At 75.2% G+C, this 25,959-nt stretch carries 21 protein-coding genes; 13 read left to right on the top strand and 8 right to left on the bottom strand.

Going from position 1 to position 25,959, the window contains the following annotated elements; all coding sequences use genetic code 11:
- The first annotated feature begins 44 nt into the window (after nucleotides 1-44).
- Entirely contained in the window at nucleotides 45-1,526 is a 1,482-nt protein-coding gene (locus ABZ861_RS13980) for an MFS transporter (protein ID WP_361628871.1), read from the top strand.
- Between the two features lie 415 nt (nucleotides 1,527-1,941).
- On the opposite strand, the gene ABZ861_RS13975 is transcribed toward ABZ861_RS13980, so the two are convergent.
- Nucleotides 1,942-2,361, bottom strand: coding sequence for a DUF3151 domain-containing protein (locus ABZ861_RS13975; RefSeq protein ID WP_361628868.1), 420 nt, complete (start codon nucleotides 2,359-2,361; stop codon nucleotides 1,942-1,944).
- 158 nt (nucleotides 2,362-2,519) lie between these two features.
- Here ABZ861_RS13975 and ABZ861_RS13970 point away from each other — a divergent pair, with 158 nt between their 5' ends.
- From ABZ861_RS13970 to ABZ861_RS13955, 4 genes are all read left to right on the top strand, one after another.
- Complete coding sequence (locus tag ABZ861_RS13970) at nucleotides 2,520-3,368, top strand: tryptophan 2,3-dioxygenase family protein (RefSeq protein ID WP_361628865.1); 849 nt, start codon at nucleotides 2,520-2,522, stop codon at nucleotides 3,366-3,368.
- Nucleotides 3,361-4,599, top strand: coding sequence for a kynureninase (kynU, locus tag ABZ861_RS13965; protein WP_361628862.1), 1,239 nt, complete (start codon nucleotides 3,361-3,363; stop codon nucleotides 4,597-4,599). Before ABZ861_RS13970 ends, kynU begins: the two co-directional genes overlap by 8 nt.
- A gap of 270 nt (nucleotides 4,600-4,869) precedes the next feature.
- Nucleotides 4,870-5,790, top strand: coding sequence for an alpha/beta hydrolase (locus tag ABZ861_RS13960; RefSeq protein ID WP_361628859.1), 921 nt, complete (start codon nucleotides 4,870-4,872; stop codon nucleotides 5,788-5,790).
- A gap of 459 nt (nucleotides 5,791-6,249) precedes the next feature.
- Nucleotides 6,250-7,470 carry a cytochrome P450 gene (locus ABZ861_RS13955; protein WP_361628856.1) on the top strand — a complete coding sequence of 407 codons (1,221 nt, stop codon included), beginning with the start codon at nucleotides 6,250-6,252 and terminating at the stop codon, nucleotides 7,468-7,470.
- 291 nt (nucleotides 7,471-7,761) lie between these two features.
- Here the strand turns inward: ABZ861_RS13955 and ABZ861_RS13950 are convergent, their stop codons facing one another.
- The gene (locus tag ABZ861_RS13950) at nucleotides 7,762-8,682 is read right to left on the bottom strand and encodes a diacylglycerol kinase family protein (RefSeq protein WP_361628853.1); all 921 of its coding nucleotides are present in this window, start codon (nucleotides 8,680-8,682) and stop codon (nucleotides 7,762-7,764) included.
- A gap of 195 nt (nucleotides 8,683-8,877) precedes the next feature.
- Here ABZ861_RS13950 and ABZ861_RS13945 point away from each other — a divergent pair, with 195 nt between their 5' ends.
- Nucleotides 8,878-10,161: an adenylosuccinate synthase gene (locus tag ABZ861_RS13945; protein WP_361628850.1), complete on the top strand. Its 1,284-nt coding sequence runs from the start codon at nucleotides 8,878-8,880 to the stop codon at nucleotides 10,159-10,161.
- A 46-nt stretch (nucleotides 10,162-10,207) separates the two neighbouring features.
- Here the strand turns inward: ABZ861_RS13945 and ABZ861_RS13940 are convergent, their stop codons facing one another.
- The 5 genes from ABZ861_RS13940 to ABZ861_RS13920 form a co-directional block, all read right to left on the bottom strand.
- A complete protein-coding gene (locus ABZ861_RS13940) occupies nucleotides 10,208-10,858 on the bottom strand; it encodes a hypothetical protein (RefSeq protein WP_361628847.1) in 651 nt (216 codons plus the stop codon).
- A 90-nt stretch (nucleotides 10,859-10,948) separates the two neighbouring features.
- Nucleotides 10,949-13,672, bottom strand: coding sequence for a glycosyltransferase (locus tag ABZ861_RS13935; RefSeq protein WP_361628844.1), 2,724 nt, complete (start codon nucleotides 13,670-13,672; stop codon nucleotides 10,949-10,951).
- Nucleotides 13,669-14,370: a GntR family transcriptional regulator gene (locus ABZ861_RS13930; RefSeq protein WP_361628841.1), complete on the bottom strand. Its 702-nt coding sequence runs from the start codon at nucleotides 14,368-14,370 to the stop codon at nucleotides 13,669-13,671. The genes ABZ861_RS13935 and ABZ861_RS13930 overlap by 4 nt, the downstream gene beginning before the upstream one ends.
- Before the next feature lie 228 nt (nucleotides 14,371-14,598).
- The gene (locus tag ABZ861_RS13925; protein WP_361628838.1) at nucleotides 14,599-15,987 is read right to left on the bottom strand and encodes an aspartate aminotransferase family protein; all 1,389 of its coding nucleotides are present in this window, start codon (nucleotides 15,985-15,987) and stop codon (nucleotides 14,599-14,601) included.
- A 663-nt stretch (nucleotides 15,988-16,650) separates the two neighbouring features.
- The gene (locus ABZ861_RS13920; protein WP_361628835.1) at nucleotides 16,651-17,400 is read right to left on the bottom strand and encodes an SLATT domain-containing protein; all 750 of its coding nucleotides are present in this window, start codon (nucleotides 17,398-17,400) and stop codon (nucleotides 16,651-16,653) included.
- 485 nt (nucleotides 17,401-17,885) lie between these two features.
- Here ABZ861_RS13920 and ABZ861_RS13915 point away from each other — a divergent pair, with 485 nt between their 5' ends.
- The 7 genes from ABZ861_RS13915 (at nucleotide 17,886) to ABZ861_RS13885 (ending at nucleotide 24,489) form a co-directional block, all read left to right on the top strand.
- On the top strand, nucleotides 17,886-18,224 hold the full coding sequence (locus tag ABZ861_RS13915) for a YbaB/EbfC family nucleoid-associated protein (RefSeq protein WP_361628831.1): 339 nt from the start codon (nucleotides 17,886-17,888) through the stop codon (nucleotides 18,222-18,224).
- 90 nt (nucleotides 18,225-18,314) lie between these two features.
- The gene (recR, locus tag ABZ861_RS13910) at nucleotides 18,315-18,914 is read left to right on the top strand and encodes a recombination mediator RecR (RefSeq protein WP_361628828.1); all 600 of its coding nucleotides are present in this window, start codon (nucleotides 18,315-18,317) and stop codon (nucleotides 18,912-18,914) included.
- Nucleotides 18,907-19,569, top strand: a complete 663-nt coding sequence (locus ABZ861_RS13905; protein WP_361628825.1) for a DUF5063 domain-containing protein — start codon at nucleotides 18,907-18,909, stop codon at nucleotides 19,567-19,569. The genes recR and ABZ861_RS13905 overlap by 8 nt, the downstream gene beginning before the upstream one ends.
- A gap of 188 nt (nucleotides 19,570-19,757) precedes the next feature.
- Nucleotides 19,758-21,035, top strand: a complete 1,278-nt coding sequence (locus ABZ861_RS13900) for an aspartate kinase (RefSeq protein WP_361628822.1) — start codon at nucleotides 19,758-19,760, stop codon at nucleotides 21,033-21,035.
- A gap of 25 nt (nucleotides 21,036-21,060) precedes the next feature.
- Nucleotides 21,061-22,152, top strand: coding sequence for an aspartate-semialdehyde dehydrogenase (locus ABZ861_RS13895; RefSeq protein WP_361628819.1), 1,092 nt, complete (start codon nucleotides 21,061-21,063; stop codon nucleotides 22,150-22,152).
- Nucleotides 22,153-22,708: 556 nt separating this feature from the next.
- Complete coding sequence (locus ABZ861_RS13890; RefSeq protein WP_361629331.1) at nucleotides 22,709-23,284, top strand: SigE family RNA polymerase sigma factor; 576 nt, start codon at nucleotides 22,709-22,711, stop codon at nucleotides 23,282-23,284.
- Entirely contained in the window at nucleotides 23,281-24,489 is a 1,209-nt protein-coding gene (locus ABZ861_RS13885; RefSeq protein ID WP_361628816.1) for a hypothetical protein, read from the top strand. Before ABZ861_RS13890 ends, ABZ861_RS13885 begins: the two co-directional genes overlap by 4 nt.
- A gap of 463 nt (nucleotides 24,490-24,952) precedes the next feature.
- On the opposite strand, the gene ABZ861_RS13880 is transcribed toward ABZ861_RS13885, so the two are convergent.
- A complete protein-coding gene (locus ABZ861_RS13880; RefSeq protein WP_361628813.1) occupies nucleotides 24,953-25,930 on the bottom strand; it encodes an SURF1 family cytochrome oxidase biogenesis protein in 978 nt (325 codons plus the stop codon).
- Nucleotides 25,931-25,959: the final 29 nt, after the last annotated feature.

Here is a 25,959-nt window from a genome sequence, read left to right as displayed (position 1 = left end):
AGCGAGCCCGCGCCCCGGCGACGGGCTCGCTGTATATGTGGGACATGCCCGATGTCCGGCTGTCCTCCACCCGGGGCAAGCAGATCCTGCTCACCACGGTGCTCGGCTCCAGCATGGCCCTGCTGGACTCCACCGTCGTCAACGTCGCCCTGCCGCGCATCGGCCGGGACCTGAACGCCGACCTGGCCGCCCTCCAGTGGACCGTCAACGCGTACATGCTGACGCTGGCCGGTCTGATCCTGCTGGGCGGCTCGCTCGGCGACCGCTACGGCCGCCGGAAGATCTTCCTGCTCGGCGTGGTGTGGTTCGCGGCGGCCTCCCTGCTGTGCGGGCTCGCCCAGGACACCACGGTGCTGATCGGGGCCCGCGCCCTCCAGGGCGTGGGCGGCGCGCTGCTGACGCCCGGCTCCCTCGCCCTGATCCAGGCGTCCTTCCATCCCGACGACCGGGCGCGGGCCGTCGGCCTGTGGTCGGGGTTCGGGGGCATCGGGGCGGCCGTCGGGCCGTTCGTGGGCGGCTGGCTGGTGGCCGGTCCCGGCTGGCGCTGGGTGTTCCTGCTGAACGTCCCGCTGGCGCTGGTCTGCGTCCCCGTCGCCCTGCGGCACGTCCCGGAGTCGGCGGACGGCGGCGGCCACGGCCGCTTCGACGTGCTCGGAGCGGCCCTGGGCGCGCTCGCGCTGGCCCTGGTGACGTACGCCCTGATCGAGGGCCGCACCGCCTCCCCGGCCGTCGTCGTCGCCGCGGCGGCCGGAGTCGCGGCCGGGGCGGCCTTCGTCTGGGTCGAGAAGCACCGACCGGACCCGATGATGCCCCTGGACGTCTTCGCCTCCCGCCAGTTCACCGCGGTCAACCTCGTCACCCTGTGCGTCTACGCGGCCTTCGGCGGCTTCTTCTTCCTCACCGCCCTCCAGCTCCAGGTGGTGGCCGGCTACTCGCCGCTCAGGGCCGGGACCGCGCTGCTGCCGACCACGCTCCTGATGCTGCTGTTCTCGGCCCGCTCCGGGGCGCTGGCCGACCGGATCGGCCCGCGCGTCCCGCTCACCGTGGGCCCGCTGCTCTGCGCGGCGGCGATGCTGCTGATGCTGCGCGTCGGCAAGGACGCCCACTACCTCACCGACGTGCTGCCCGCCCTGCTGGTGATGGGCGCCGGCATGGTCACCCTGGTCGCCCCGCTGACCGCCACGGTCCTCGCCTCGGTCGACACCTCCCGGGCGGGGCTGGCCAGCGGCGTCAACAACGCCGCCGCCCGCGCGGCGGGCCTCATCGCGGTCGCCGCGCTGCCGCTGCTGGCGGGGATGGGACCGGACGCGTACCGCTCGGCGGACGCCTTCGACGCCGCGTTCCGGCGGGCCATGCCGATCTGCGCGGCGGCGCTGGTCGTCGGGTCGGTTCTCGCGTTCGCTGCCGTCAGCCGCCCGGCCGTCGGCTGCCGCCGCCCCGAGTGCCGCACGCACGGCTCCACGACCGCCCCGCCCCTGGAGCCGCACCGGAACCGCACGGGCGGGAGGACCGGGCGGGACGGGTGAGCGCCCGGGGGCCCCAGAGGTGGGCTCTGAGGCGGGCGCGGACAGGCATCGCAGTGCACCGGGGGTGCGAGGGAGCGGGTGGGCCCGGTGTCCGGGCAGGGGTACGGGCCGGTCAGGGCGGTGTCCGGCGCGGTCAGGCCGGCGTCTGCCCTGGTTTCACGTGAAACACCCCGCCCTCCCGTCGCCGCGCGCCGCGCCCCCGGGCGAGTTACCGCCGCGCGAGGCGCCGTCGTATGGCGTGCAGCCGCTGCGGCGGTGGGCGGGACCTCGTCGCCGCCGGGGTGGCGTACGCGGGCGTCCGCTCCGGGGACGTCCCCGCGCGACGCACCCTCGGTCCGCGACCGGCCGTAGTGCGACCGCCCGGTCCGCGACCGGCCGGTCCGCGACCGGCCGGGGCGCGCCGCTCCCGCTCGGCTCAGCCCAGGAGTTCGGCGAAGGCCGCCGCGTCGCTGTCGCGCAGGAACTGGCGGCAGCGCTCGGCCTCGTCCTTCTCGTCGATCGCCTCGGCCGCGCGGGCGAGCACGGCCAGGCAGCGCAGGAAGCCCTGGTTGGCGCGGTGGCTCCAGGGGATCGGGCCGTGGCCCTTCCAGCCGCTGCGGCGCAGCGCGTCCAGCCCCCGGTGGTAGCCGGTGCGGGCGTAGGCGTAGGACTCGATCACCCGGTCCGCCGCGAACGCCTCTTCGGCCAGCCGCGCCCAGGCGGGCGAGTACGTGGGGAACCGGGCGGCGACCTCGGCGGGCGGCAGGGACTCCTCGTCCAGCAGGCGGTACGCCTCCTCGTTCTCCGGGAGGAACGTCGGGTCGGGGCCGCCGAACAGGTTCGTGTGGGTCGTCATGGGTGCAGTCTGCCACCGGCGGCCGGGCGCGCCCGCCGCCCGAGGGGCCAGGCTTGCCGCGGCCGGGGGGATTGCGGAGGATGCCGGTGGGGACCGGGGCCCCCGTGCCGGCATCGGCAGGGGCGGACCGCTACCCGGAGTTACCACAGGAGACAGCGATGTCCCAACCGGCTCGCCCCCTTCCCGAGGCAGCGCAGCCCGAGACTCCGCATCTCGACTTCGAGGGCACGACGCCCTACGAGGACTACGTCCGCGCGGACGTGCTCACCCATCTCCAGCACCCCCTCTCCGACGATCCCGGCGAGATGGTCTTCCTGGTCACCACCCAGGTGATGGAGCTGTGGTTCACCGTGATCGTGCACGAGTGGGAGACCGCGGCGCGCGCCCTGCGCGAGGACCGGCTTCCGGTCGCGGTCGACGCGCTGAAGCGGTCGCTGCGGGAGCTGGAGGCGCTCAACGCCTCCTGGAGGCCGCTCGGCGGGCTCACCCCCGCCCAGTTCAACAGCTACCGGTCCGCCCTCGGCGAGGGCTCCGGCTTCCAGTCGGCGATGTACCGGCGCATGGAGTTCCTGCTCGGCGAGAAGTCGGCGTCGATGCTCGTCCCGCACCGGGGCGCGCCCCGCGTGCACGCCGAGCTGGAGAAGGCGCTGCACGAGCCGAGCCTCTACGACGAGGTGCTGCGGCTGCTCGCCCGGCGCGGCCACCCGGTGCCCGACGCCGTCCTGAACCGCGACGTGTCCCGGCGCTACGAGCCCAGCGAGCAGGTGGAGGCCGTGTGGGCGGCGCTCTACTCCGGCGACCAGAACGACGAGCTGACCCGGCTGGGCGAGGCGCTGACGGACGTGGCCGAGCTGGTGTGGCGCTGGCGCAACGACCACCTGGTCGCCACCCGCCGGGCGATGGGCGCCAAGTCCGGCACCGGCGGCTCCGCCGGGGTGGCCTGGCTGGAGAAGCGGGCGCAGAAGAACGTGTTCCCCGAGCTGTGGACGGCGCGGTCGCATGTCTGAACTCCCCGCACTGAAGGCCGAGGCCGAGAAGCTGGACGCGGCCGACGCACTGGCCGCGCTGCGCGAGCGGTTCGTCCTGGACGAGGCAGCGGACGCGGCGCCCGGCGACCCGTCCGGCGGCGCGGGCGTCTACCTGGACGGCAACTCGCTGGGGGCGCTGCCCGCGCACGTCCCCGCCCGCGTCGAGGACGTCGTGCGCAGGCAGTGGGGCCGGCTGCGCATCCGCTCCTGGGAGGAGAGCGGGTGGTGGGCCGCGCCCGAGCGGATCGGCGACCGGATCGCCCCGCTGGTCGGGGCGGCGCCGGGGCAGGTCGTCGTCGGCGACTCCACCAGCGTCAACGTGTTCAAGGCGCTGGTGGCCGCCGTCCGCATGGCGGGTCCGGGCCGGACCGAGATCCTGGTGGACGCCGCGACCTTCCCCTCGGACGGCTACATCGCCGCGTCGGCGGCCCGGCTGACCGGGTGCGAGCTGCGCCCGGTGACGCCTGCCGAGGCGCCGGGGGCCGTGGGCGAGCGCACGGCGGCGGTCCTGCTCAACCACGTCGACTACCGCACCGGCCGCCTGCACGACCTGCCCTCGCTCACGGCCGCGGTGCACGCGGCGGGCGCGTACGCCGTCTGGGACCTGTGCCACAGCGCCGGGGCCCTGCCGGTGGGGCTGGACGAGCACGGCGTCGACCTCGCGGTCGGCTGCACGTACAAGTATTTGAACGGCGGCCCCGGCGCACCGGCGTTCCTGTACGTGCGCCGGGAGCTTCAGGACCGCTTCGACTCCCCGCTGCCGGGCTGGAACTCGCACGCCGAGCCGTTCGGCATGCGGGCGGAGTACGAGCCCGCCCGCGGCGCGGCGCGCGGGCGCGTCGGCACCCCGGACATCCTCTCGCTGCTCGCCCTGGAGGCGGCCCTGGAGGTCTGGGACGGGGTCTCGATCGAGGCGGTGCGGGCGAAGTCGCTGGCGCTGACGGACTTCTTCCTGAAGTGCGTCGGGGCGTACGTCCCCGCCGGGCGCGTGGAGTCGCTGACTCCGGTCGCGCACGGGGAGCGGGGCAGCCAGGTGGCCCTGCGCTGCGCGGACGCGGGCCGGGTGATGGAGCGGCTGATCGAGCGGGGCGTGGTCGGCGACTTCCGGCGCCCGGACGTGCTGCGCTTCGGGTTCACCCCGCTGTACGTCGGCTTCGGCGACGCGGAGCGGGCGGCGCGGGTGCTGGCGGCGGCGCTGGACGAGGCGTAGGGCCGCCGACGCGGATCGGGGCCGTTCCGGCTGCACAGGGCCGGGTCCGGTCGGACGGGGCCGGGTCCGGTCGGACGGGGCCGGTTCCGGTCGGACGGGCCGGTTCCGGTGCGGGGCGGTCTCCGGGCCGTCCCGCATCTCACCGTGCGTGACGTCCGCGTGTCGGTGCACGTCACCGGCCTGGTACCGTCCCCGCCAACAGCCGCACGCGCGGCGCACCCCCCTTACTTCTGGCCCGTCAGATCCGTTACACCGCTGAGAGGTTGGAGCATGCCGGACGCCGCAGGACCGGAGCACGCCGTGGTCCGTGACGCAGCCGCGCGCGCCGCCGAGGAGGAGTCGCTCTTCTCGCACGCGCCCGTCGACCCCGACCGCACCGCGGCCTACGGCGACCATCCCGACCAGGTGATCGACTTCTACGCCCCGCGCGGCAGCGGCGGCGCCCCGCTGCCCGACTCCGACTCCGCCGCCCCGCTCGTCGTGGTGCTGCACGGCGGCGCCTGGCGCGCGCCGTACGACCGGCGGCACATCAGCCCGTTCGCCGGCTTCCTCGCCCGTATGGGCTTCGCCGTGGCCAGCGTGGAGTACCGGCGGGGCGGCGGCCCGGCCGCGGCGGGGGAGACGGCGGTCGCGGGCCGCTGGCCGGACACCTTCGACGACGTGGCGGCGGCACTCGACGCGCTGCCCGCGCTGGCCGCGCGGCACCTCGCGCAGGCCGACCCGCGGCGCACGGTGCTCACCGGGCACTCCGCGGGCGGTCACCTGGCCCTGTGGGCGGCGGCCCGGCATGTGCTGCCCGTCGGCGCCCCGTGGCGCACGGACCGGCCCGCGCCGCTGCGCGGCGTGGTGGCGCTGGCCCCGATCGCCGACTTCGCGGTGGCCGGCAAGCTCGGCGTGTGCGGGGACGCGGCGCTGCAACTGCTCGGCGGCCCGACCGAGTTCGAGGAGCGCCGGCAGCACGTCGACCCGGCCCTGCTGCTGCCGACCGGCATCGCCACGACGGTGGTGCAGGGACGCGCGGACGAGGACGTGCCGCAGGAGGTCGCGGAGTCCTACACGGACGCCGCGGCCAAGGCGGGCGAGGTGGTGGGCCTGACCCTCCTGGAGGACGTCGGCCACTTCCCCCTGATCGACCCCGCGGCGGACGCCTGCGCGGTGGCAGCCGAGGAGATCGCCCAGCTCGCCTGGTGACCCCGTGGTCCCGCGGCGAACGCCGGAGCCCGCAGCCCCGGCCGCTGGCCCCGGACTCACCCCGGCGGGGACCGCGGCCTCGCCGTCAGCCCCGGCCCGCCCCTACGAGGACCGAGCCTCGCGGCCGGCCCCCGCGCCCGGCGGGATCGCAGCCCCGCCGCTGACCTCGACGCCTGGCGGGACCGTGGCCGCGTCGCCGGCCCCGGCCCGCCCCGGCGGCGACCTCAGCACCCGGCAGGGACCGCGGTCTCGGCGGGCGGCGGCGCTCAGGGCTCATACGGAGACCCGAGCGCCCGGCGGCGACCCCAGCCCCGCCGCTGGCCCCGGCGCCCGCCCGCGTACGCCCGCGTGGCGGCCGTGTGGGCCTTGTGCGGGTCGGTCGGCGCGACGTCCCGGCCGTCCCGTGGCCCTGACTCGCGCCCCTGGCCCGCGTGGGTCACGCCGGGCTACCGTCCGGGCATGGCTGCCGCTCGTGATCTCTCGTTCGATCCCTGGGACCCGGCGTTTCTCGCCGACCCCCGACCCGCCTACGCCGAGCTGCGGGCGCGGGGGCGCGTGCACTTCTACGAGCCCACCGGCCAGTGGCTCGTGCCGCACCACGCGGACGTGTCGTCGCTGCTGCGGGACCGGCGCCTCGGCCGCGCCTACCGGCACCGGTTCACGCACGAGGACTTCGGCCGGACGCCGCCCCCGCCGGAGCAGGAGCCGTTCCACACCCTCAACGACCACGGGATGCTCGACCTGGAGCCGCCGGACCACACCAGAATCCGGCGGCTGGTGTCGAAGGCGTTCACCCCGCGCACGGTGGAGCGGCTGGCGCCGTACGTCGAGACGCTCGCCGGGGACCTGGTGGACGGGCTCGTCCGGGCGGGCGGCGGCGACCTGCTGACGGACGTCGCCGAACCGCTCCCGGTCGCCGTGATCGCCGAGATGCTGGGCATCCCCGAGCCGGACCGGGCGCCGCTGCGGCCCTGGTCGGCGGCCATCTGCGGGATGTACGAGCTGAACCCGACGCCGGAGGCGGCGGCCCTGGCGGTGCGGGCGTCGGCGGAGTTCTCGCAGTACCTGCGGGAGCTGATCGCGGCCCGCCGCCGGGCGCCGGGCGAGGACCTGATCTCCGGGCTGATCGCGGCGCACGACGAGGGCGACCGGCTGACCGAGCAGGAGATGGTCTCCACGGCGGTGCTGCTGCTCAACGCCGGGCACGAGGCCACGGTGAACGCGACGGTCAACGGCTGGTGGGCGCTGTTCCGCAACCCGGAGCAACTGGCGGCCCTGCGCGCGGACCACTCCCTGGTCCCGTCCGCCGTCGAGGAGCTGATGCGCTACGACACCCCGCTCCAGCTCTTCGAGCGGTGGGTGCTGGACGAGATCGAGATCGACGGCCAGACGATCCCGCGGGGCGCGGAGGTCGCCCTGCTGTTCGGCTCGGCCAACCACGATCCGGCGGTCTTCGCCGACCCCGCCCGGCTGGACCTCGCCCGGCGGGACAACCCGCACATCTCCTTCAGCGCTGGCATCCACTACTGCATCGGCGCCCCGCTCGCCCGCCTCGAACTGGCCGCCTCCCTGCGGACCCTGCTGGAACGCGCCCCCGCCCTGCGCCCGACCGCGGAACCGGAGCGCAAGCCGAACTTCGTGATCCGCGGCCTGAAGGGGCTGAGCGTCGAGGCGGCGTGAGGAGACGGCACGGCGCCCAGAGCGCGCCCCCGTGATGCACTCCAGCCCGTGCCCCCTCGGGGAGCGTCCCCGCCTGTGGGCGCCTTCGGGGAGCGTTCCCAGCCTGTGCCCCCCTCGGGGAGCACCCCCAGCCTGCCGCCCCCCGGGGGAGCACCCCCAGCCTGCCGCCCCCCCCGGGGGCGCACCCCCAGCCTGTGCCCCGGGGGCGCACCCCCAGCCTGCGCCCCGGGGGCGCACCCCCAGCCTGTGCCCCGGGTGCGCACCCCCGCGGGAGCGTCCCCGGGGAGAGCCCTACTCCGGCAGCGTCAGCCCCCACGCCCCCGCCCGCACGGTCCACGTGCGGGTCCGCACCGGCCCGGACACCACCGCGTCCGCGCGGTAGCGGAAGTCGGCGCCGGAGACGGTCACCGTGCGGCCCTCGGTCAGCAGCGGGAACCCCTGCGCGCCCGCCGACGCGGGACGCACCTCGACCACGGCCGTCCCGGTCCCGGCGCCCCGTCCCCGCAGGCCGCCCGGCGTGATGGACACCGCCTCCACCGGCTGGTCCAGGTCCACCACCGTCAGCCCGTCGACCTCCACCCGCAGCCGCGCGGGCCCCAGCGCGGCGAGACCCCCGGGCCGTCCCGGGCCGCCGCCCCGAGGCTCGCGCGAAGGGCCGGCCCCGAGGGTCCGCGCGAGGGAGCGGCAAGCGCGCAGCCAGGGCCGCCGCGTGCGCACCGCGACCGCCGCGGACCCGGCGAGCCGCCCGAGGGCGTCCGCCTCCGCCTGACGGGGCGGCGCGGGCGGGATGCGAAGCGCCCCCAGCACCACCCCGTCGCTGTCGTCGACGAGCAGGTCCAGACGCCGCTCGGCTCCCTCCAGCACCGCGCGCGCCGCCGCCACCGGCCCGTCCGGCACGCCCAGCGAGCGGGCCAGGGACCTGACGTCCCCGACGGGCACGACCGCCAGGGCGCACCCGGCCAGCTCCCGCTGCCGGTGCAGCACGGTCACCGCCCGCAGCAGCGCCCGGTCGTCGCCGATCACCACCGGCCGCCGCGCGCCGCGCCGGGCCAGCGCCCGAGCGAACTCCTCCGGGTCCTGGGGCAGGCACATCTTCGCGGCCGCGCCGGCGCCGAGCACGTCTTGCGCGATCCGCACGGACTCGCCGTCCGTGTGCCGGGCGGCCGGATCGATGACCACCAGGAGCTGTTCGGACGTCGCGAAGGTCGCCACCTCGGTCCTGCCTCGCTTCCTCGGGTAGCATCTTGGTGCAAGAGCCCCTTGCGCTATTGCGCCAGGGGCTTCGTCTATTCCGGGGCATCCGGTCCGACGGTTGTGCGGCCGACGACGGTCGCGCGGTGTACGCGGCGGTGAACCCGCGTACGCCCCCGGCCTTGGACATGCCCCGCCCGGAAGGGGTGTACGCGCGTGCCCGCACTTGTGCTGCTCGGTGCTCAGTGGGGTGACGAGGGCAAGGGAAAGGCCACCGACCTGCTCGGCGGCTCAGTGGATTATGTGGTGCGTTACCAGGGCGGCAACAACGCCGGCCACACGGTGGTCGTCGGCGACCAGAAATACGCGCTGCACCTCCTGCCCTCCGGAATCCTCTCTCCCGGCTGTACGCCCGTCATCGGCAACGGAGTCGTCGTCGACCCGTCGGTCCTGCTCTCCGAGCTGAGCGGTCTGAACGCGCGCGGCGTCGATACGTCGAAGCTCCTGATCAGCGGAAACGCCCACGTCATCACGCCGTACAACGTGACCGTGGACAAGGTGACGGAACGCTTCCTCGGCACGCGCAAGATCGGCACCACCGGCCGCGGCATCGGTCCCAGCTACGCGGACAAGATCAACCGCGTCGGCATCCGGATCCAGGACCTGTACGACGAGTCGATCCTCACCCAGAAGGTGGAGGCGGCCCTCGACGTCAAGAACCAGGTCCTCACCAAGCTCTACAACCGGCGCGCCATCGCCGTGGACCAGGTGGTCGAGGAGCTGCTGGGCTACGCCGAGCAGATCAAGCCGTACGTCGCCGACACCGTCCTGATCCTCAACCAGGCGCTGGACGAGGACAAGGTGGTCCTGTTCGAGGGCGGCCAGGGCACGCTGCTGGACATCGACCACGGCACGTACCCGTTCGTCACCTCGTCCAACCCGACGGCGGGCGGCGCCTGCACCGGCGCCGGCGTCGGCCCGACGAAGATCAGCCGGGTCATCGGCATCCTCAAGGCGTACACGACCCGCGTCGGCTCCGGACCCTTCCCCACCGAGCTGTTCGACGAGGACGGCGAGGCGCTGCGCCGGATCGGCGGCGAGCGGGGCGTGACCACCGGCCGCGACCGCCGCTGCGGCTGGTTCGACGCGGTGATCGCCCGCTACGCCACCCGGGTCAACGGCCTCACCGACTTCTTCCTCACCAAGCTCGACGTGCTCACCGGCTGGGAGCAGATCCCGGTCTGCACCGCCTACGAGATCGACGGCGAGCGCGTCGAGGAACTGCCTTACTCGCAGACCGACTTCCACCACGCCAAGCCGGTCTACGAGTACCTGCCCGGCTGGCAGGAGGACATCACGAAGGCCAAGACCTTCGGCGACCTGCCGAAAAACGCGCAGGACTACGTCAAGGCCCTGGAGGAGATGTCCGGCGCCCCGATCTCCGCGATCGGCGTGGGTCCGGGCCGGGACGAGACGATCGAGGTCAACTCGTTCCTCTAGGCGCTCCTGGCGGCCGGCGCCTTGGCGCGCCGGCCGCCGAGCGGCGCTAGCTGAAGACGATCATCGATCCCTGCGCCAGGCTGCGGGTGGCCGCCGCGTGCAGACCGAGCCAGACGTGGCGTTCGCGGGCGAACGGGCTGGGGTCGTGGGGCGCGGGGGCGGCCGGCTGCTCCAGATCGGTGGGGGCGGCCGGCGGGACCGGGGCCGCCGGGGGGTTGGCCGGGTCGATGCCGATGGCCGGGGCGACCTGCTCCAGCTCGCGCAGCAGGGCGTGCGAGGAGCCCAGCGGGCCGCCGCCCGCGAGGAGTTCGTCGTTGGCCAGCGGGTGCGGGAAGTCCAGCGGGACGTAGGCGCCCGCGTGGTCGTAGTGCCAGACCAGGTGGGACTGCTGGGCCGTCGACTCGAACATCTCCAGCAACTGCTCGTAGTCGCCGCCCAGTTCGTCGACCGGGGTGAGCGGCAGGCCGCAGACCTGGAGCAGGTGGCAGCGGCGCAGGAAGTGCAGCGCGTCGTAGTCGAAGCCGGCCACCGGCGCGACCTCGCCGGACAGGCCCGGCATGTACTGGTACACCGGCACCGGCGGGAGTCCGTTGTCGGCCAGCACCGCGTTGTACTGGGCCAGTTCGTCGGCGAACGGGTTGTCGGGGGTGTGGCACAGCACGTCGACGAGCGGTACCAGCCACAGATCACAGGCCAAAGAGGGCTCCTCACTCGGTGCGAAGCACGTCGGTCGATGCGCAGCACGGCTGTCGCGCGGTCTGGGAAGCGTAGTGGGTGCGGGCGGCCGTCAGCGTCTCTTGTGCAGGTCCCATACCCATACGCCGCCCGTCCACATGCCCGGCCGGCCGGTCAGCGCGGTGACGGTCCGGCGCAGCGCGCCGTCGTTCGGCTGCGGGGCGAGGACCAGGGCGCCCGTGCGCCAGTAGGCGAAGTCCCGCCGGGCCTGCGCCCGCCGGCGCGCGTCGACGGCGGGCACGGGCCCGCCGTAGCGCACCGCGCGCAGCAGGTCGGAGGTGGGGCGCGGGGCGGCCCCGTAGACGCCCGTGCGGTCGGGGCCCCAGGGGCCGTTGAAGTAGCCGCCGGGGAGCTTGAAGCCCAGGCGGGCGGCGGTCTGCCAGTGCAGGGCCTCCGCGGCGCCCGGGTCGGGCAGCGGCACCGGCGTCAGCGACTCGCCCGCGCGGACGTGGCGCTTCCACAGGCCGTCCGCGAAGAACGCCGGGACCGGCACGCGGTCCACCGCCTTCAGGGGGGCGGGGACCAGCGGCAGCAGCGCCAGCGCGACGGCCAGCAGACCGGCGTAGAGCGTGCGGACCCGGCGGGTCCGCGCCAGGCGGGCGAGGGCGACGGCGAGCAGCATGCCCAGCGCGGGCGCGCAGATCATCGCCACCCGGCCCTCGATGACCGACTCGAACAGCGGCCGGTGGGCGAGCAGGGCCCACGGGCCCGGGTAGACCCGGTCGGTCCCCGGGAGGCGGAACCGCGGGCCGAGCGAGAGGACCGCGGCGCCGGCCGCCGTCGCCGCCAGCGCCTTGACCAGGGGCCGCTCCCACAGCCGGACGGCGATCCCGAAGGCGAGCAGGACCAGCGGCCAGCCGTAGAAGGCGTTCTGCTCGGTGGGGTTGGGGGAGAGGAGGTTCGCCCGCGCCGCGTCCCCGGCGAACAGGGAGCGCTCGGCGAACGAGAGCAGGGCCAGCGGGCTGTTGGCCACGCTGTCGCCGTGCAGCACGCTGGTGTAGCTCTGCGGGCCCGCGAACTGCCAGTACAGCGGGAAGGCGACGAGCGGCAGGCAGACCGCGGCGGCGATCGGCAGTCCCTTCAGCAGCGGGCGCCAGGCCGTCCGGGCCGCGGCCGGGCGCGCGAGCGCGTACGCGCCGGTGAACAGCGTCATGCCGAGCGCGGCGAGCAGCAGCGGCTCCTCGCCCAGGAAGACCTGGTACGCCGTCAGCAGCCCGAGCACGACGCCGTCCCGGCGGACCCGCCGGCCCTCGCACAGGCGCAGCGCCCGGTCGACGATCAGCGGGATCACGAAGAGGATCACGAAGTTCGGGTGCGCGTTGGCGTGGCTGACCATCGGCGGCGCGAACGCGGCCAGCGCCGCCCCGGTGAACGCCGCGCCCCGGTGCGCCGTCACCCGCCGGACGGCCAGCCAGTACCAGGCGGCGCCGGTCGCGGCCAGGCCGAGGGCCATGCAGACGCTGAGCGAGACGGCCGGGCCGAAGGCGAGGGTGACGGGCGCGAAGGGCACGGACAGGCCGAGCAGGGCCGTGTTCGCCATGAGGTTGACGCCGTCGGGGAAGTTCTGGAGATACGTGAAGAGGGGGTTGCGCAGGTGGGCCGCGCTGTCGGCGACGACGGCGAAGAACCACTCCCACTGGTTCTGGTCCTGCATCGAGTCGGGCAGGTACCGGTGGCCGGGGTCCAGGAGCCGACCCGAGTAGAGCACCGCCGCCATGGTGAGGAACGCGAGGGCGGCGAGCAGGTCGGCGGGGCGCACCGCGCGGGCCTTGAGGCGGGCCAGCTCGCCCAGCATGCGGCCGTAGTCCAGCGGGCCGACCTTGGAGCCGGACTGGTGGGACCAGTGGACCGGGACCTCGGCGACGGACCAGCCGGCGCGCCGGAAGTGCTGGAGCACCTCCACGTCGATGCCCCAGCCGTTGAGCCGGGAGGCGGCGAAGGCCGCGCGGGCGCGGTCGCCCTCGAAGAGCTTGAAGCCGCACTGGGTGTCGCGTATGCCGGGCACCGCGACGCGGCGTATGAGCAGGTTCCCGGCCCGGCTCAGCAGTTCGCGCACCCGGTGCTGGCGCCTGCCTATCGTCGCGCCGGGCGCCGAGCGGGAGCCGATCGCGGCGGCGCCGTCCGCGCCGAGCGCCGCGTCGAGCCGCTCCAGCTCCTCGATGGGGGCGGCGAGGTCGGCGTCGGTGACCAGCACGCGCCGCCCGCGGGACGCGGCGACGCCCAGCCGCAGGGCGTGCCCCTTGCCGCGGTTGCGCGCGGCGGCGACGAGCCGGATCCGGGGGTCGCGGCGGGCGGCGACCAGGGCGCCGGTCGCGTCGGTGGACCCGTCGTCGGCGACCACGACCTCCCACGCGCCGAAGCGGGCCTCGTGGGCGCCCAGGTAGGCGGTGACGGCGTCCAGCGTCGGGCCGAGCCGGTCCTCCTCGTTGTAGGCGGGGACGACGACGGACAGCCCGACCGGGGCGCCGTCGAGCGAGCCGCCGTCCACCAGGCCGCCGTCGAGCGGCGGGGCAGCGAGCGGGGCCGCGGTGACCGGCGCGTCGGACGGCGGTGCGGCGGGCCGGTCGGCGCCGGGCAGGGTGAGCCGGTAGCCGTCGACCGCGGCGCCGCTGACCGGGGCGTCGGACGGCGGCGCGTCGGGCTGGTCGACGTGGGGCTGCGGCGCGGCGGCCCGGTCGACGTCTGGCGACTGGGCGGCGGACGGCTGGGCCGCGGGCGGCTCGGACCGCGGACCGCCGGGAGGCCGCGGGGCGGTCCAGGCGACGTCCTCGCTCATGCGCCGGCCAGCCGGTCGACCAGAGCGAGGGAGTGCGCGTTGTAGGCGGCGACGATCGCACGGGCGGCGGAGGTGTCGCGTGCTGCCAGGGCGTCGACGAGACGTGTGTGATCGGACCACAGCACCCCGCGCAGGTCGTCGAGGCTGCGCAGCCGCTGCACCGTGCACACCCAGGACTGCACCCGCAGCCGGTGCAGGAAGTCGGAGAGGTAGGAGTTGCCGAACAGGGCGCCCAGCTCACGCCAGAAACGCAGGTCGTAGCCGATCAGCACGGTCAGGTCGCCTGCGGCGGCCGCCCGCTGCGCCTCCTCGCCGCGCCGGCGCACCCCGGCGAGGACGGCCGCCGCACGCGCGTCCGGCGGGGCGCCCAGCAGCGCTCCGCTCTCGGCGAGCGCGTGGAACATGCCGTCGGTGATCAGACTGCGGGCCTGGACCATCTCGCGGTGGTCGGCCGCCGAGTACTCGCGCACCCGGAAGCCGCGGTGCTGGTCGGCCTCCAGCAGGCCCTGCGCGGAGAGGTCGACCAGCGCCTCGCGCACCGGCGTGGCGGAGACCCCGTACTGCTCGGCGATCTCCTTCACCGTGAACGCCTGCCCCGGCCGCAGCCGCCCGGCCAGCACCTCGTCCCGCAGCGCGTCCGCGATCTGCTGCCGCAGGGTGCTGCGCGTCACGGCTCCTGGGCCGCTGATGCCGGGCATGGTCGGGGCGTCTCCCTTACGCGTGCGGCGACGTGACGGGCGGCCGGGCGAGAGCGCCCGGCCGCGTACGCGTCGCCTGTGCCTGCTCGTGCGCCGACGCCGGGCCGCAGGCCCACGTCCGCGCCGTCTGCCTGCGTGTGCCTACGTCTACGAGCACGCCACCTTACGCTTTCGAACAGCGCCGGCCGCCCGCCGCCGCGGGGATCGCCGGCGCCCCCGCCCGCGGGGCTACGCGGTGTGCTCGTCGGCCACGGCCAGCGCCGTGTCCAGGACCGCCAGGCCCTCCTTCAGCTCGGCCTCGGTCGCGGTGCAGGGCGGCACCACGTGCGTGCGGTTCATGTTCACGAACGGCCACAGGCCGCCCGCCTTGGCGGCGGCGGCGAAGGCGGCCATCGGGGCGTTGGCCTCGCCGGACGCGTTGTACGGCGTCAGCGGCTCCCGGGTCTCGCGGTCGCGCACCAGCTCCAGCGCCCAGAACATGCCGGTGCCGCGCACCTCGCCGACGCTCGGGTGCCGCTCGGCCAGCGCGCGCAGCCCCGGTCCCACCACCTCGGCGCCCATCCGCCGCGCGTGGTCGACGATCCCCTCCTCGGCCATCAGGTTGATCGTCGCGACGGCCGCCGCGCACGCCAGCGGGTGCCCGGAGTACGTCAGCCCGCCCGGGTAGGGCCGCTTGCCGAAGGTCTCCGCGATCTCCCCGGAGATGGCGACGCCGCCCAGCGGCACGTACCCGGAGTTCACGCCCTTGGCGAAGGTCATCAGGTCCGGCACGACGCCGAACAGGTCCGCCGCGAACCACTCGCCGGTGCGGCCGAACCCGGCCATCACCTCGTCGAGCACGAAGACGATGCCGTGCCGGTCGCACAGCTCGCGCACCCCGGCGAGGTAGCCGGGCGGCGGCGCCATGACGCCCGCCGTTCCCGGAATCGTCTCCAGGATGATCGCCGCGATCGTCGCGGGCCCCTCGAAGGCGATCGTCGCCTCCAGGTGCTCCAGCGCCCGCGCGCACTCCTGCTCCTCGGTCTCGGCGTAGAACCGGGAGCGGTAGAGGAACGGCGCCCAGAACCGCACCGCACCGGCCGCGCCCTGGTCCGAGGGCCAGCGGCGCGGGTCGCCGGTGAGGTTGACGGCCTGGTGGGTGCCGCCGTGGTAAGAGCGGTAGGCCGAGAGCACCTTGGGGCGCCCGGTGTGCAGCCGCGCCATCCGCACCGCGTGCTCGACGGCGTCCGCCCCGCCGTTGGTGAAGAAGATCTTGTCCAGGTCGCCCGGGGTGCGCTCGGCGATCAGCCGGGCCGCCTCCGCCCGCGCCTCGACGGCGAACGCCGGGGCGAACGTGACCAGCTTCGCCGCCTGCTCCTGGATCGCGGCGACGACCTTGGGGTGCTGGTAGCCGATGTTGGTGAATACCAGCCCGCTGGAGAAGTCCAGGTAGCGCCGGCCGTCGTAGTCCCAGAAGTAGGACCCTTCGGCGCCGGCCACGGCCGGCGGGTCGATGAGGTCCTGCGCGGACCAGGAGTGGAAGACGTGGGCCCGGTCAGCGGCCTTCACGGCGGCGCCGGCGGCGGGGTCCGGCTGCGGGCGGGGGCTCTGCGGGAGCGGAGAGGGCTGAGGGGTCATGCCCGCGAGCGTAGGGGCCCGGGACGCGGGCCCGGTATGGGCGTCCTGTCTGCGGTCACGACGATTCCGCGACACGTTGTCGCGCATCCTCCGCGACCGCAAGCGCGCACCCTTTGTGACCGCAAGGGAGGATCGCGGCGCCGGGCGGGGCGGAGTCCGCCGCCGCACCGGTCGGCCGGTCGGCCGGAGCGAGCGTCGCGCACGGCACGCGACGCGGGCTGGACGCGGTCCCCGGCGCCGGACCGCTCGCCGCGGCCGTCCCCGGCGCCTTCGGCGCCTGGACGGCACGACCGCCGGAGAGACGCGAGGCGCCGCCCACGGCGTCCGGTGTCCGGCGTCAGCGGGTCGCCGTAGGGCGTGTTCGTGTGGTGGCCGTGTCCGTGCGGTGGTGCCGCGCCCGCGCCGTAGGCGTGTTCGCGCGGTGGGGCCGTGTCCGTGCGGCGGTGCCGCGCCCGCGCCGCAGGCCGCGTTCGCGCGGTAGGGCCGTGTCCGCGCGGTAGGCCGTGACCCTGGTCTGGGGCCACGTCCCCTGCTCTGGGATCGCTTCCGCGCCGTAGGCCGTGCCTGCGCGGTGGTGCCGCGCCCGCGCCGTAGGCCGTGCCCCTGCCCTGGTGCCGCGCCCGCGCCGTAAGCCCTGCACGCGTGGCGCGTCGGTCCGTGGTGTCAGCGTGGCTCGGGTGGGCGCTGGCGGGGCAGGTGCGGGCGGGGGCTGCCGGGGGGCGGCGGGAAGCGTCCTGGGGCGGCGCCGCCCGGCTCGCCCCGGTCGCCGGACACCGCCGGCCGGAGCCCCGCCGGCGCCGGCCCGGCCCGGAACGCCGCCATCCAGTCCGCCGTCTCCGTGCGCACCAGCTCGGTCACGTCCTCCGAGAACCGGCGCAGCACGGTCAGGCAGCGCTCCGCCGCCTCGCCCGCCGTGCCCTCGGCCGGACCCAGTGCCTCCCGCACGTTCTCGCACGCCCAGTCGAACTGGAGCGCCTGCAAGCGCCGCTGCACGGCCTGCGCGGTCGCCACGTCCCGCATCCACCCGGCGGTCACCCCGAAGCACCGGTCGATCCCGACGCAGGCCGCGGACAGCAGCAGGGCGACGTAGCCCCAGGGCGCGGTCCCGCCGAACGCCCCGGCCAGGTCGAGCAGCGGCAGCCCCGCCCCGGCCACCGCCCCCGCCGCGGCGCCGCACCGCAGCACCCGCGCCCCGCGCCGCTTCCCCGCCCGCTCGGCGAGGTACCAGGCCGCGGTCTCCAGCGCGCCGTGCTCGACCCACCGGTACAGCTCGTCCAGCCGCTCGGCCGGGGCCGCCCAGTCGCCGAGCGGCAGGGGGCGCCCGGTCAGGTCGCCGGACCGGGGCCGCGCCGCCCCGTCGCCGCCGCGCCCGCCCCACCGCGGTCCCTCGGGCTGCATCTCCGGCTGACCCACCCCGCGCTCCCTACTGAACTGACTCCTGCTGATGACGAACGATCCGGCCCGGCTGACTGAACCCGACCGGCCCTGTCCGGCCTTGACGGAACGCAGCCGACCCTGACGGGACCAGTCCGGCCCCGACCGGCCGTGACCGGCTCTGCACGGCCCTGACCGGCGCCGTACGGCCTCGCCTGGCGCCGGCCGGCCTCGAAACGCCCGCCCCCGCCCCCGCACGCTCGGCGCCCGGTGTGCGGCGCCCGCTGACGCGCCCGCCCCTTCCTACCTCCCGCCGGGCGGCGACGCGCGGCAAAGCGGCGCCTTTCCGCCCGGGAGAGGGCCGTGATCAGGGAGAGAACGCGCGCCGACGCACCCGTAAGTCACTCGAAAGAGTGGTGGAGCGCCGCCCGCCCGGACCACGTAGGCTCGTGCCAGCGGGGAAACGCCGGAAGACCGGCGGCTCCTCTCCGTCCGGACGCGCGGTACGAAGGCAGGAGCTGATCGTGATTCCCGGTGGTGGCCAGCCCAACATGCAGCAACTGCTCCAGCAGGCCCAGAAGATGCAGCAGGACCTCCAGCAGGCGCAGGAGGAGCTGGCGCGCACCGAGGTCGAGGGCCAGGCGGGCGGCGGTCTGGTCAGGGCCACCGTCACCGGCGCCGGCGAGCTGCGCGCGCTGAAGATCGACCCGAAGGCCGTGGACCCGGAGGACACCGACACCCTCGCCGACCTGGTCGTCGCCGCGGTGCAGGCGGCCAACGAGAACGCCCAGGCGCTTCAGCAGCAGAAGCTCGGCCCGCTGGCCCAGGGACTCGGCGGCGGCATCCCCGGTCTGCCTTTCTGAGCCGCCCGCGGGCCACTACCGTACGGAGGAGACGTCCCGGCGCACCGTCCGGGACGACGGCAGGCGACAGCCAGGAAAGGGCGGCAGTCCGTGTACGAGGGCGTGGTCCAGGACCTCATCGACGAGCTGGGGCGGCTGCCCGGCGTCGGTCCCAAGAGCGCGCAGCGGATCGCCTTCCACATCCTCCAGGCGGAGCCGACGGACGTACGGCGGCTCGCTCAGGCCCTGATGGAGGTCAAGGCGAAGGTCCGCTTCTGCGCGGTCTGCGGGAACGTGGCGCAGGAGGAGCTGTGCGGCGTCTGCCGCGACACGCGCCGGGACCTGTCCGTGATCTGCGTGGTCGAGGAGCCCAAGGACGTCGTCGCGGTCGAGCGCACCCGGGAGTTCCGGGGCCGTTACCACGTGCTCGGCGGGGCGATCAGCCCGATCGAGGGCGTGGGCCCGGACGACCTGCGCATCCGCGAGCTGCTGGCCCGGCTGGCCGACGGCACGGTCACCGAGCTGATCCTCGCCACCGACCCGAACCTCGAGGGCGAGGCCACGGCCACGTATCTCGCCCGCATGATCAAGCCGATGGGCCTGAAGGTCACCCGCCTGGCCAGCGGCCTCCCGGTGGGCGGCGACCTGGAGTACGCGGACGAGGTCACCCTCGGCCGCGCCTTCGAGGGGAGACGACTGCTAGATGTCTGACGCCACGCTGCACGCGACCAGCCAGAACCCGGACGACTTCGCGGTCCAGATCGCCGACCAGGTCGAGAGCTTCCTGGTCGCCGTCGCCGAGATCGCCCGGGGCGACGAGCCCGACTCCGCGGTGCCCTTCCTCCTCCTGGAGGTCTCCCAGCTCCTGCTGGCCGGCGGCCGCCTCGGCGCGCATGCGGACATCCTCCCCGACGAGCGCTACGAGCCCGACCCGGGACCCGAGCCGGACGTGGACGCCCTGCGCGAGAACCTGGCCCGGCTGCTGGAGCCGATCGACGTCTACTCGGAGGTCTTCGACCCCTACGAGCCGCGCCGCGCCGCGGTCCCCGCGCGGATCTCCGACGACCTCGCCGACGTCGTCACCGACCTGCGCCACGGCATGGCCCACTACCGCGCGGGCCGCACCGCCGAGGCCCTGTGGTGGTGGCAGTTCTCCTACTTCTCCAACTGGGGCGGAACCGCCTCGGCGACCCTGCGCGCCCTCCAGTCCCTGGTCGCGCACGTCCGGCTGAACCAGCCGCTGGAGGAGCTGGACGGTCTGGACACCGACCAGGGCGTGGGCGACGAGACGCTGGAGTTCGAGGCCGGACGGGTGATGGCGGAGGAGATCGCCGGCCCGCTGGGACTGCGCCGCGCACGCCGGTGACCTGCTGTGACCCCGCCCACGTCGGGCGTGTGGGCTCTGCTCCCCGGGCATGAGCCGTCCTGGGACACGGGTGCCGGTCGTCTCACCATGCGGTATCGCCGGGGGGAGGAATCGGGCGCTCGATAGACTGAGCCGACCGCACTGCGCAAGCGTCAGTGCGACAGAGACGGACGGAGCGAGGAGCGCACGTGGGCCTTGTCGTGCAGAAGTACGGAGGCTCCTCCGTAGCCGATGCCGAGGGCATCAAGCGCGTCGCCAAGCGGATCGTGGAAGCCAAGAAGAACGGCGACCAGGTGGTTGTCGTGGTCTCCGCGATGGGCGACACGACGGACGAGCTGATCGATCTCGCCGAGCGGGTGTCGCCGATGCCCGCGGGGCGGGAGTTCGACATGCTGCTGACCGCCGGAGAGCGGATCTCCATGGCGCTGCTTGCCATGGCGATCAAGAACCTGGGCCACGAGGCCCAGTCGTTCACCGGCAGCCAGGCGGGCGTGATCACCGACTCGGTGCACAACAAGGCCCGGATCATCGACGTGACGCCGGGGCGCATCCGCACCGCGCTCGACGAGGGCAACATCGCCATCGTCGCCGGCTTCCAGGGCGTCAGCCAGGACAAGAAGGACATCACCACGCTGGGCCGCGGCGGCTCGGACACCACGGCGGTGGCGCTGGCCGCCGCGCTGGACGCCGCGGTGTGCGAGATCTACACCGACGTGGACGGCGTGTTCACCGCCGACCCGCGGGTGGTGAAGAAGGCCCGGAAGATCGACTGGATCTCGTTCGAGGACATGCTCGAACTGGCGGCGTCCGGGTCGAAGGTGCTGCTCCACCGGTGTGTGGAGTACGCGCGCCGGTACAACATCCCGATCCACGTGCGCTCCTCCTTCAGCGGACTACAGGGCACGTGGGTCAGCAGCGAGCCGATCGAGCAAGGGGACGAGCAGGTGGAGCAGGCCATCATCTCCGGTGTCGCGCACGACATCTCCGAGGCCAAGATCACGGTCGTCGGGGTGCCCGACAAGCCCGGCGAGGCCGCTTCCATCTTCCGCACGATCGCCGACGCCCAGATCAACATCGACATGGTCGTGCAGAACGTGTCGGCCGCCTCCACCGGCCTGACGGACATCTCCTTCACGCTGCCCCAGACGGAGGGCCGCAAGGCCATCGAGGCGCTGGAGAGGAACCGGGCCGGCATCGGCTTCGAGTCCCTGCGCTACGACGACCAGATCGGCAAGATCTCCCTGGTCGGCGCGGGCATGAAGACCAACCCGGGCGTCACCGCTGACTTCTTCACCGCCCTGTCCGACGCGGGCGTGAACATCGAGCTGATCTCGACCTCCGCGATCCGCATCTCGGTCGTCACCCGCAAGGACGACGTGCCCGAGGCCGTCCGCGCCGTGCACAGCGCCTTCGGCCTGGACTCCGACAGCGACGAGGCCGTCGTCTACGGCGGCACCGGTCGATGATCCCGCCGCGCGCAGGCGCGCCGCGATGACCGCCAGGCCGACGCTCGCGGTCGTGGGGGCGACCGGGAGCGTCGGCGCGGTCCTGCTCCGGATCCTGTCCCAGCGGGCGGACGTCTGGGGCGACATCCGCCTGATCGCCGCTCCCCCCAGTCCCCGGCCCCGGGCGCGCTGGGGGGAGTCGGCGCGTCCGGGCGGCCGCACGCTGACCGTGCGCGGCGAGGAGGTCGAGGTGCTCGACCTCGCCGAGGACGTGTTCGACGGGGTGGACGTCGCCCTGTTCGCCGTCCCCGACGAGGTCGCCGCGCACTGGGCGCCCCTGGCGGTCGCCAGGGGCGCGGTGGCGGTCGACGACTCCGGGGCCTTCCACGCCGACCCGGACGTGCCGCTCGTGGTGCCCGAGGTCAACGCGCACGCGGTGCGCCGCCGCCCGCGCGGGATCGTCTCCAGCCCCGGCAGCACCACGCTCACCACGATCGTGACCCTGGGCGCGCTGCACGCCGAGTTCGGGCTGCGCGCGCTGGTCCTCTCCACGTACCAGGCGGTCAGCAGCGCCGGACAGGAGGGCGTGGCGGCCCTGCGGCGGCAGCTCTCCCTGGTGGCCGGCACGGAGCTGGGCGCCGGACCGGGCGACGTGCGGCGGGCCGTCGGCGAGGACACCGGCCCGTTCCCCGAGCCGGTCGCGCTCAACGTGGTGCCGTGGGCGGGCTCACTGTGCGAGGAGGGCTGGTCGTCGGAGGAGATGCGGGTCCGCGACGAGACCCGCAAGGTGCTCGGGCTGCCGCGCCTGCCGGTCGCCGTGACCTGCGTCCGCGTCCCGGTGGTCACCACCCACTCGGTGACCGTGCACGCCCGCTTCGAGAACGAGGTCACCGTCGACAAGGCCCGGGAGATCATCGCCACGGCGCCCGGCGTGGTGCTCTGCGACGACCCGGCCGCGGGCGAGTTCCCCACGCCCGCCGACGCGGTGGGCACCGATCCGACCTGGGTGGGCCGGGTGCGGCGGGCGCTCGACGACCCCACCGCGCTCGAACTCTTCGCCTGCGGCGACAACCTCCGCAAGGGCGCCGCGCTCAACGCGGCCCAGATCGCGGAACTGGTGGCGGCCGAGAAGGAGTGAGGCGTTCCGGCCGCCGCCCGGCCGGGGCCGCGCCGCCGCGGGGAAGCTCTGGCCAGCCATCTGACCCTCTGTAGGATTCAGGTAAAGAAGTGTGGTCAGGTCCATGGCCGGCGCCACTTGATCCGCACTGCCTCGGCGTCCGAAGATTTTCCTTCCGCCCTCCGCAACCGCGCGGGGGGCGGACAGCGTCTTCGCGCTCGCTCTGCGCGAGCGTGCGGACGCGGTGGGGCGTGGGGGCGCCCCCGTCATTGCAGACATATCGCGGGCATAGGGGAAGAGCGGGACGCATGAGGGCATACGGGGCATCGGACGTGGTGCCGTCCGGGGCGGGGGCGCCGACGGCCGCGCCCCTCGGTCCACTCGGCGCGCACGCGACGTTCAACGCGAAGGCGGCGCCCGGCGCGTACAACCTCCGAGGGGGGCGGCGTGTCCAATGGGCGTGGCAGAGGTACTCGACTTCCAAGCGGCGGTCCGCGGATCCGTCCTGCGGCCGTCCCGTGCGGCGCTTCGCCCGCGTGTGCCCGGACTCCCCGGCGCCGCGGGTGCGCCCGGCGGCCTGCCGGTGATCGCCCCCGTGCCCGCCGCGCGGCCCGCCCGCATACCCAGCCAGCGTGACGGCGCCGCGGACACCGCGGCGGCCGGCACCACCGTCGACCACCTCACCGAGACCTACCGCGCCCACTACCGCTCGCTGCTCGGCCTGGCCGCGCTCCTGCTCGACGACACCGCGTCCTGCGAGGACGTCGTCCAGGAGGCGTTCATCCGCGTCCACTCGGCCCGTAAGCGGGTGCGCGACCCGGAGAAGACGCTCGCCTACCTGCGGCAGACCGTCGTCAACCTCTCGCGTTCGGCGCTGCGCCGCCGCATCATCGGCCTGAAGCTGCTGTCCAAGCCGATGCCGGACATGGCCAGCGCCGAGGAGGGCGCGTACGACCGCCTGGAGCGCGACTCGCTGATCAAGGCGATGAAGGGCCTCCAGCGCCGCCAGCGCGAGGTGCTCGTGCTGCGCTACTTCGCGGACATGACCGAGGCGCAGGTCGCCGCGACCCTCGGGATCTCGCTCGGCTCGGTCAAGGCGTACGGCTCACGCGGCATCGCGGCGCTCCGGATCGCGATGGAGGCGCCGGCATGAGCGAGCACGCCCAGGAGCGCGCGGAGCGCGAGGCGCACGAACGCCGCGCGCGCCGTCGTCCGCAGGACGAGCCCGCGCGTCCGCACGAGCAGTACGACACGCCCTCGCACGCTGGGAACGCAAACGTGAACCACGGTCTCGACGCACTCGGCGGACAGGGGCCCGCGGAGTCCGGCTCGGACGAGCTGGCCCTGCGCAGGATGTTCCAGCGGGCGGTCGAGGACGTCGAGCCGCAGCCGGACGCGCTGGACTGCCTGCGGCAGGCCGTCCCGGCGCGGCGGGCCCGCAAGCGGCAGGCCGCGGTCGGCATGGCCGCCGCCGCCCTCTTCCTCAGCACCGCCGTACCGGCTCTCGTGCACGTCTCCGACACCGTCGGCTCCGACGTCGACCCGGCCATCGCCGGTTCGACGTCGCAGACGCACGGCGACGACGACCGGGGCGAGTCCCCCGGCGGCGGACCCGACGCCTCCGGCGGGGTCTCCGGAAGCACCGGGAGCGAGGACGGCGGCGGCACGCCGGACGCGCACCGCGGCGCCACGAAGGACGCCGTCCCGGGCGTCGTCGTCCCCGGGGGGCCGACCGGGCCCTCGGCCTCCGCCGTCGGCGCCCCGGCGTGCACCGCGGCCCAGCTCGGCGCCGCCACCGCGTCGGTCGGCGCTCCGGACCCGCGCGGAGCGGTCTACGGCGTCTTCCGGGTCGCCAACGTCTCCTCCGGGAGCTGCGCCGTCGGCGGTCCCGGCGAGGTCTCCGCGCTCGCGCGGGGCGCGACCGACGCGGGCAGGATCAGCGTGGTCGCGCACACCGAGGGCGACCCCGCGACCGCCCTGCCCGCCCCCTCCGCCGCGGCGGCGCCCGGCTTGGTCCTGGGGCCGGGGTCGGCGTACGAGGTGCGGTTCGCCTGGGTGCCCTCCGCCGCGTGTCCCACGGCGGGCGCCCCCACCGGCGGCGCGCAGACCGGCGGTCCGGGCGGCCCGTCCCCCGATCCCTCGCCCAGCCAGGACGCCGGGGGCACGAACGGCGGCGCGGCCGCCGGCGCCGACGGCGGCCCCACGACCCAGCTCATGACGGAAGGCGGCACGGCCGACGGCAGCGTCGTGGTCTCCCACACCGCGGAGGCGGGACCGGGCTCGCCCACGGCCTCGGCGACGGTGCCGGACGCCTGCGCGGGTACGGTCTATCGCACCGGGGTGCTGGCGGTGTCGTAGGCGTACGGCCCTGTCGTCCGACGTAGGCGTAAGGCCCTGACGTCGCCTTCCCGTCCGGCCTGCGGCGGCGCCGGGCACGCACTCTCGCAAGCTCTTCGAGCAGAGGGACCCCAGAGCACTGGGCGCCGCCACGGCGCCGGGCAGAGCACTGGGGGCTGCATGGCGCCGGGCGCGGCGCTGCGTGCGGCCGCGCGCCGCACAGGGTGAAGCGGGCGGGCCCCGGCGGCAGGTCGACAGGCTTCCGGCGGGCGCGCCAGGCGCTGGCGGGGGCGCCCCGCCTCACGCCCGCTCCTGCTGGGAGACGCCTCAGCTCCCCGTCGAGAGGCCGGGCTCACACCCCGGTCGGGGGTCCCGGCACGCCCGCTGGGCCCCCCGCGGGCGCGCCAGGCGCTGGCGGGCGTCGCCCCGCCCCAGCGCCTGCTCCCGCTCGGGGATGATTCAGCTCCCCGTCGGGGGGCTGGGCTCACACCCCGGTCGGGGTCCCGGAAGCCCGCTGGGCCCCCGGCTCGGCAGCGGCGCCCTCGGACTCCGGGATGCCCGGGGACTTCGGGGCGTCCTCGGACCCTGGGGCGTCCTCAGATTCCGGGGCGGCCCCGGTCTCCGGGCCAGCCCCTGTCGCCTGGATACCCCCGGTCTCCCGGACGCCCCCGGTCTCCTGGGCGCCCCCGGTCTCCTGGGCGCCCTCCGGGACCAGGCCCAGCGCCGCGTCGCGGAGGGCCTCCGCCTCACGCCGTGCCAGCCGGAACCACATGAAGACCACGAACCCGGCGAAGACGAACCACTCACCGGTGTAGCCGAGGTTCTCGAACGCCTTCAGGTCCAGCCCGGTGTTGTCCGGCGCGGTCGGCGGGACCGCCTTCATCCCGGAGTCGCCCCGGTCGAGGGCGATCCAGGCGTCGTACACGTCGTCCGGCACGAGGTTGACCAGCGAGGCCGCGCTGATCGCGGCGGTCTGCCCGGACGGCAGGCCGCCCTGGTCGCCGGCCCCGTTGTCGCCAGGGGTCTCGGACGCCTGGAGCGCGCCGGTGACGGTGACCTCGCCCGCGGGCGGCTTCGGGGCCTTCGCGGCGTCCGCCCCGCCGGGCAGCCACCCGCGGACGACCGGCAGCGCCTTGCCGGACGGGGTGCGCAGCAGCGTCAGCACGTAGAAGCCGCGCTTGCCGTCGAGTTCGCGGTCGGGGACCAGGAGCTGCCTGCCGTAGCGGCCGGTCGCGGTGGCCTGTCTGCCGGAGGTCGCCTTGTCCACCGGCAGCAGCCGGGCCAGCGGACGGGGGGCCTCCGTGCGGGCCGACACCGCTTCCGCCTTCGCGTCCCGGTGCTCCTGCACCCGGGCTTCGAACCGGCTGAGCTGCCACGATCCCATGAAGACGCAGAAGGGGATGGAGAGCAGCACGAAGACGTGGATGCCCCACCAGCGTGGCGTCAGCAGAAACCGGTACACGCCCCTAAAGGTACGGCCCCCGCGGGGGT

Source organism: Streptomyces sp. NPDC046985 (assembly GCF_040644415.1).
Lineage (GTDB): Bacteria > Actinomycetota > Actinomycetes > Streptomycetales > Streptomycetaceae > Streptomyces.
The sequence above is the reverse complement of the archived record's forward strand: the minus strand, read 5'-3'. Positions and strand labels throughout refer to the sequence as shown.

Bases quoted from the DNA above. Each gene is read 5' to 3' on its own strand.
- ABZ861_RS13980 (WP_361628871.1), top strand. From the start codon at position 45: ATGCCCGATGTCCGGCTGTCCTCCACCCGGGGCAAGCAGATCCTGCTC.
- ABZ861_RS13975 (WP_361628868.1), bottom strand. From the start codon at position 2,361: ATGACGACCCACACGAACCTGTTCGGCGGCCCCGACCCGACGTTCCTC.
- ABZ861_RS13970 (WP_361628865.1), top strand. From the start codon at position 2,520: ATGTCCCAACCGGCTCGCCCCCTTCCCGAGGCAGCGCAGCCCGAGACT.
- kynU (WP_361628862.1), top strand. From the start codon at position 3,361: ATGTCTGAACTCCCCGCACTGAAGGCCGAGGCCGAGAAGCTGGACGCG.
- ABZ861_RS13960 (WP_361628859.1), top strand. From the start codon at position 4,870: ATGCCGGACGCCGCAGGACCGGAGCACGCCGTGGTCCGTGACGCAGCC.
- ABZ861_RS13955 (WP_361628856.1), top strand. From the start codon at position 6,250: ATGGCTGCCGCTCGTGATCTCTCGTTCGATCCCTGGGACCCGGCGTTT.
- ABZ861_RS13935 (WP_361628844.1), bottom strand. From the start codon at position 13,672: ATGAGCGAGGACGTCGCCTGGACCGCCCCGCGGCCTCCCGGCGGTCCG.
- ABZ861_RS13930 (WP_361628841.1), bottom strand. From the start codon at position 14,370: ATGCCCGGCATCAGCGGCCCAGGAGCCGTGACGCGCAGCACCCTGCGG.
- ABZ861_RS13925 (WP_361628838.1), bottom strand. From the start codon at position 15,987: ATGACCCCTCAGCCCTCTCCGCTCCCGCAGAGCCCCCGCCCGCAGCCG.
- ABZ861_RS13905 (WP_361628825.1), top strand. From the start codon at position 18,907: ATGTCTGACGCCACGCTGCACGCGACCAGCCAGAACCCGGACGACTTC.
- ABZ861_RS13895 (WP_361628819.1), top strand. From the start codon at position 21,061: ATGACCGCCAGGCCGACGCTCGCGGTCGTGGGGGCGACCGGGAGCGTC.
- ABZ861_RS13885 (WP_361628816.1), top strand. From the start codon at position 23,281: ATGAGCGAGCACGCCCAGGAGCGCGCGGAGCGCGAGGCGCACGAACGC.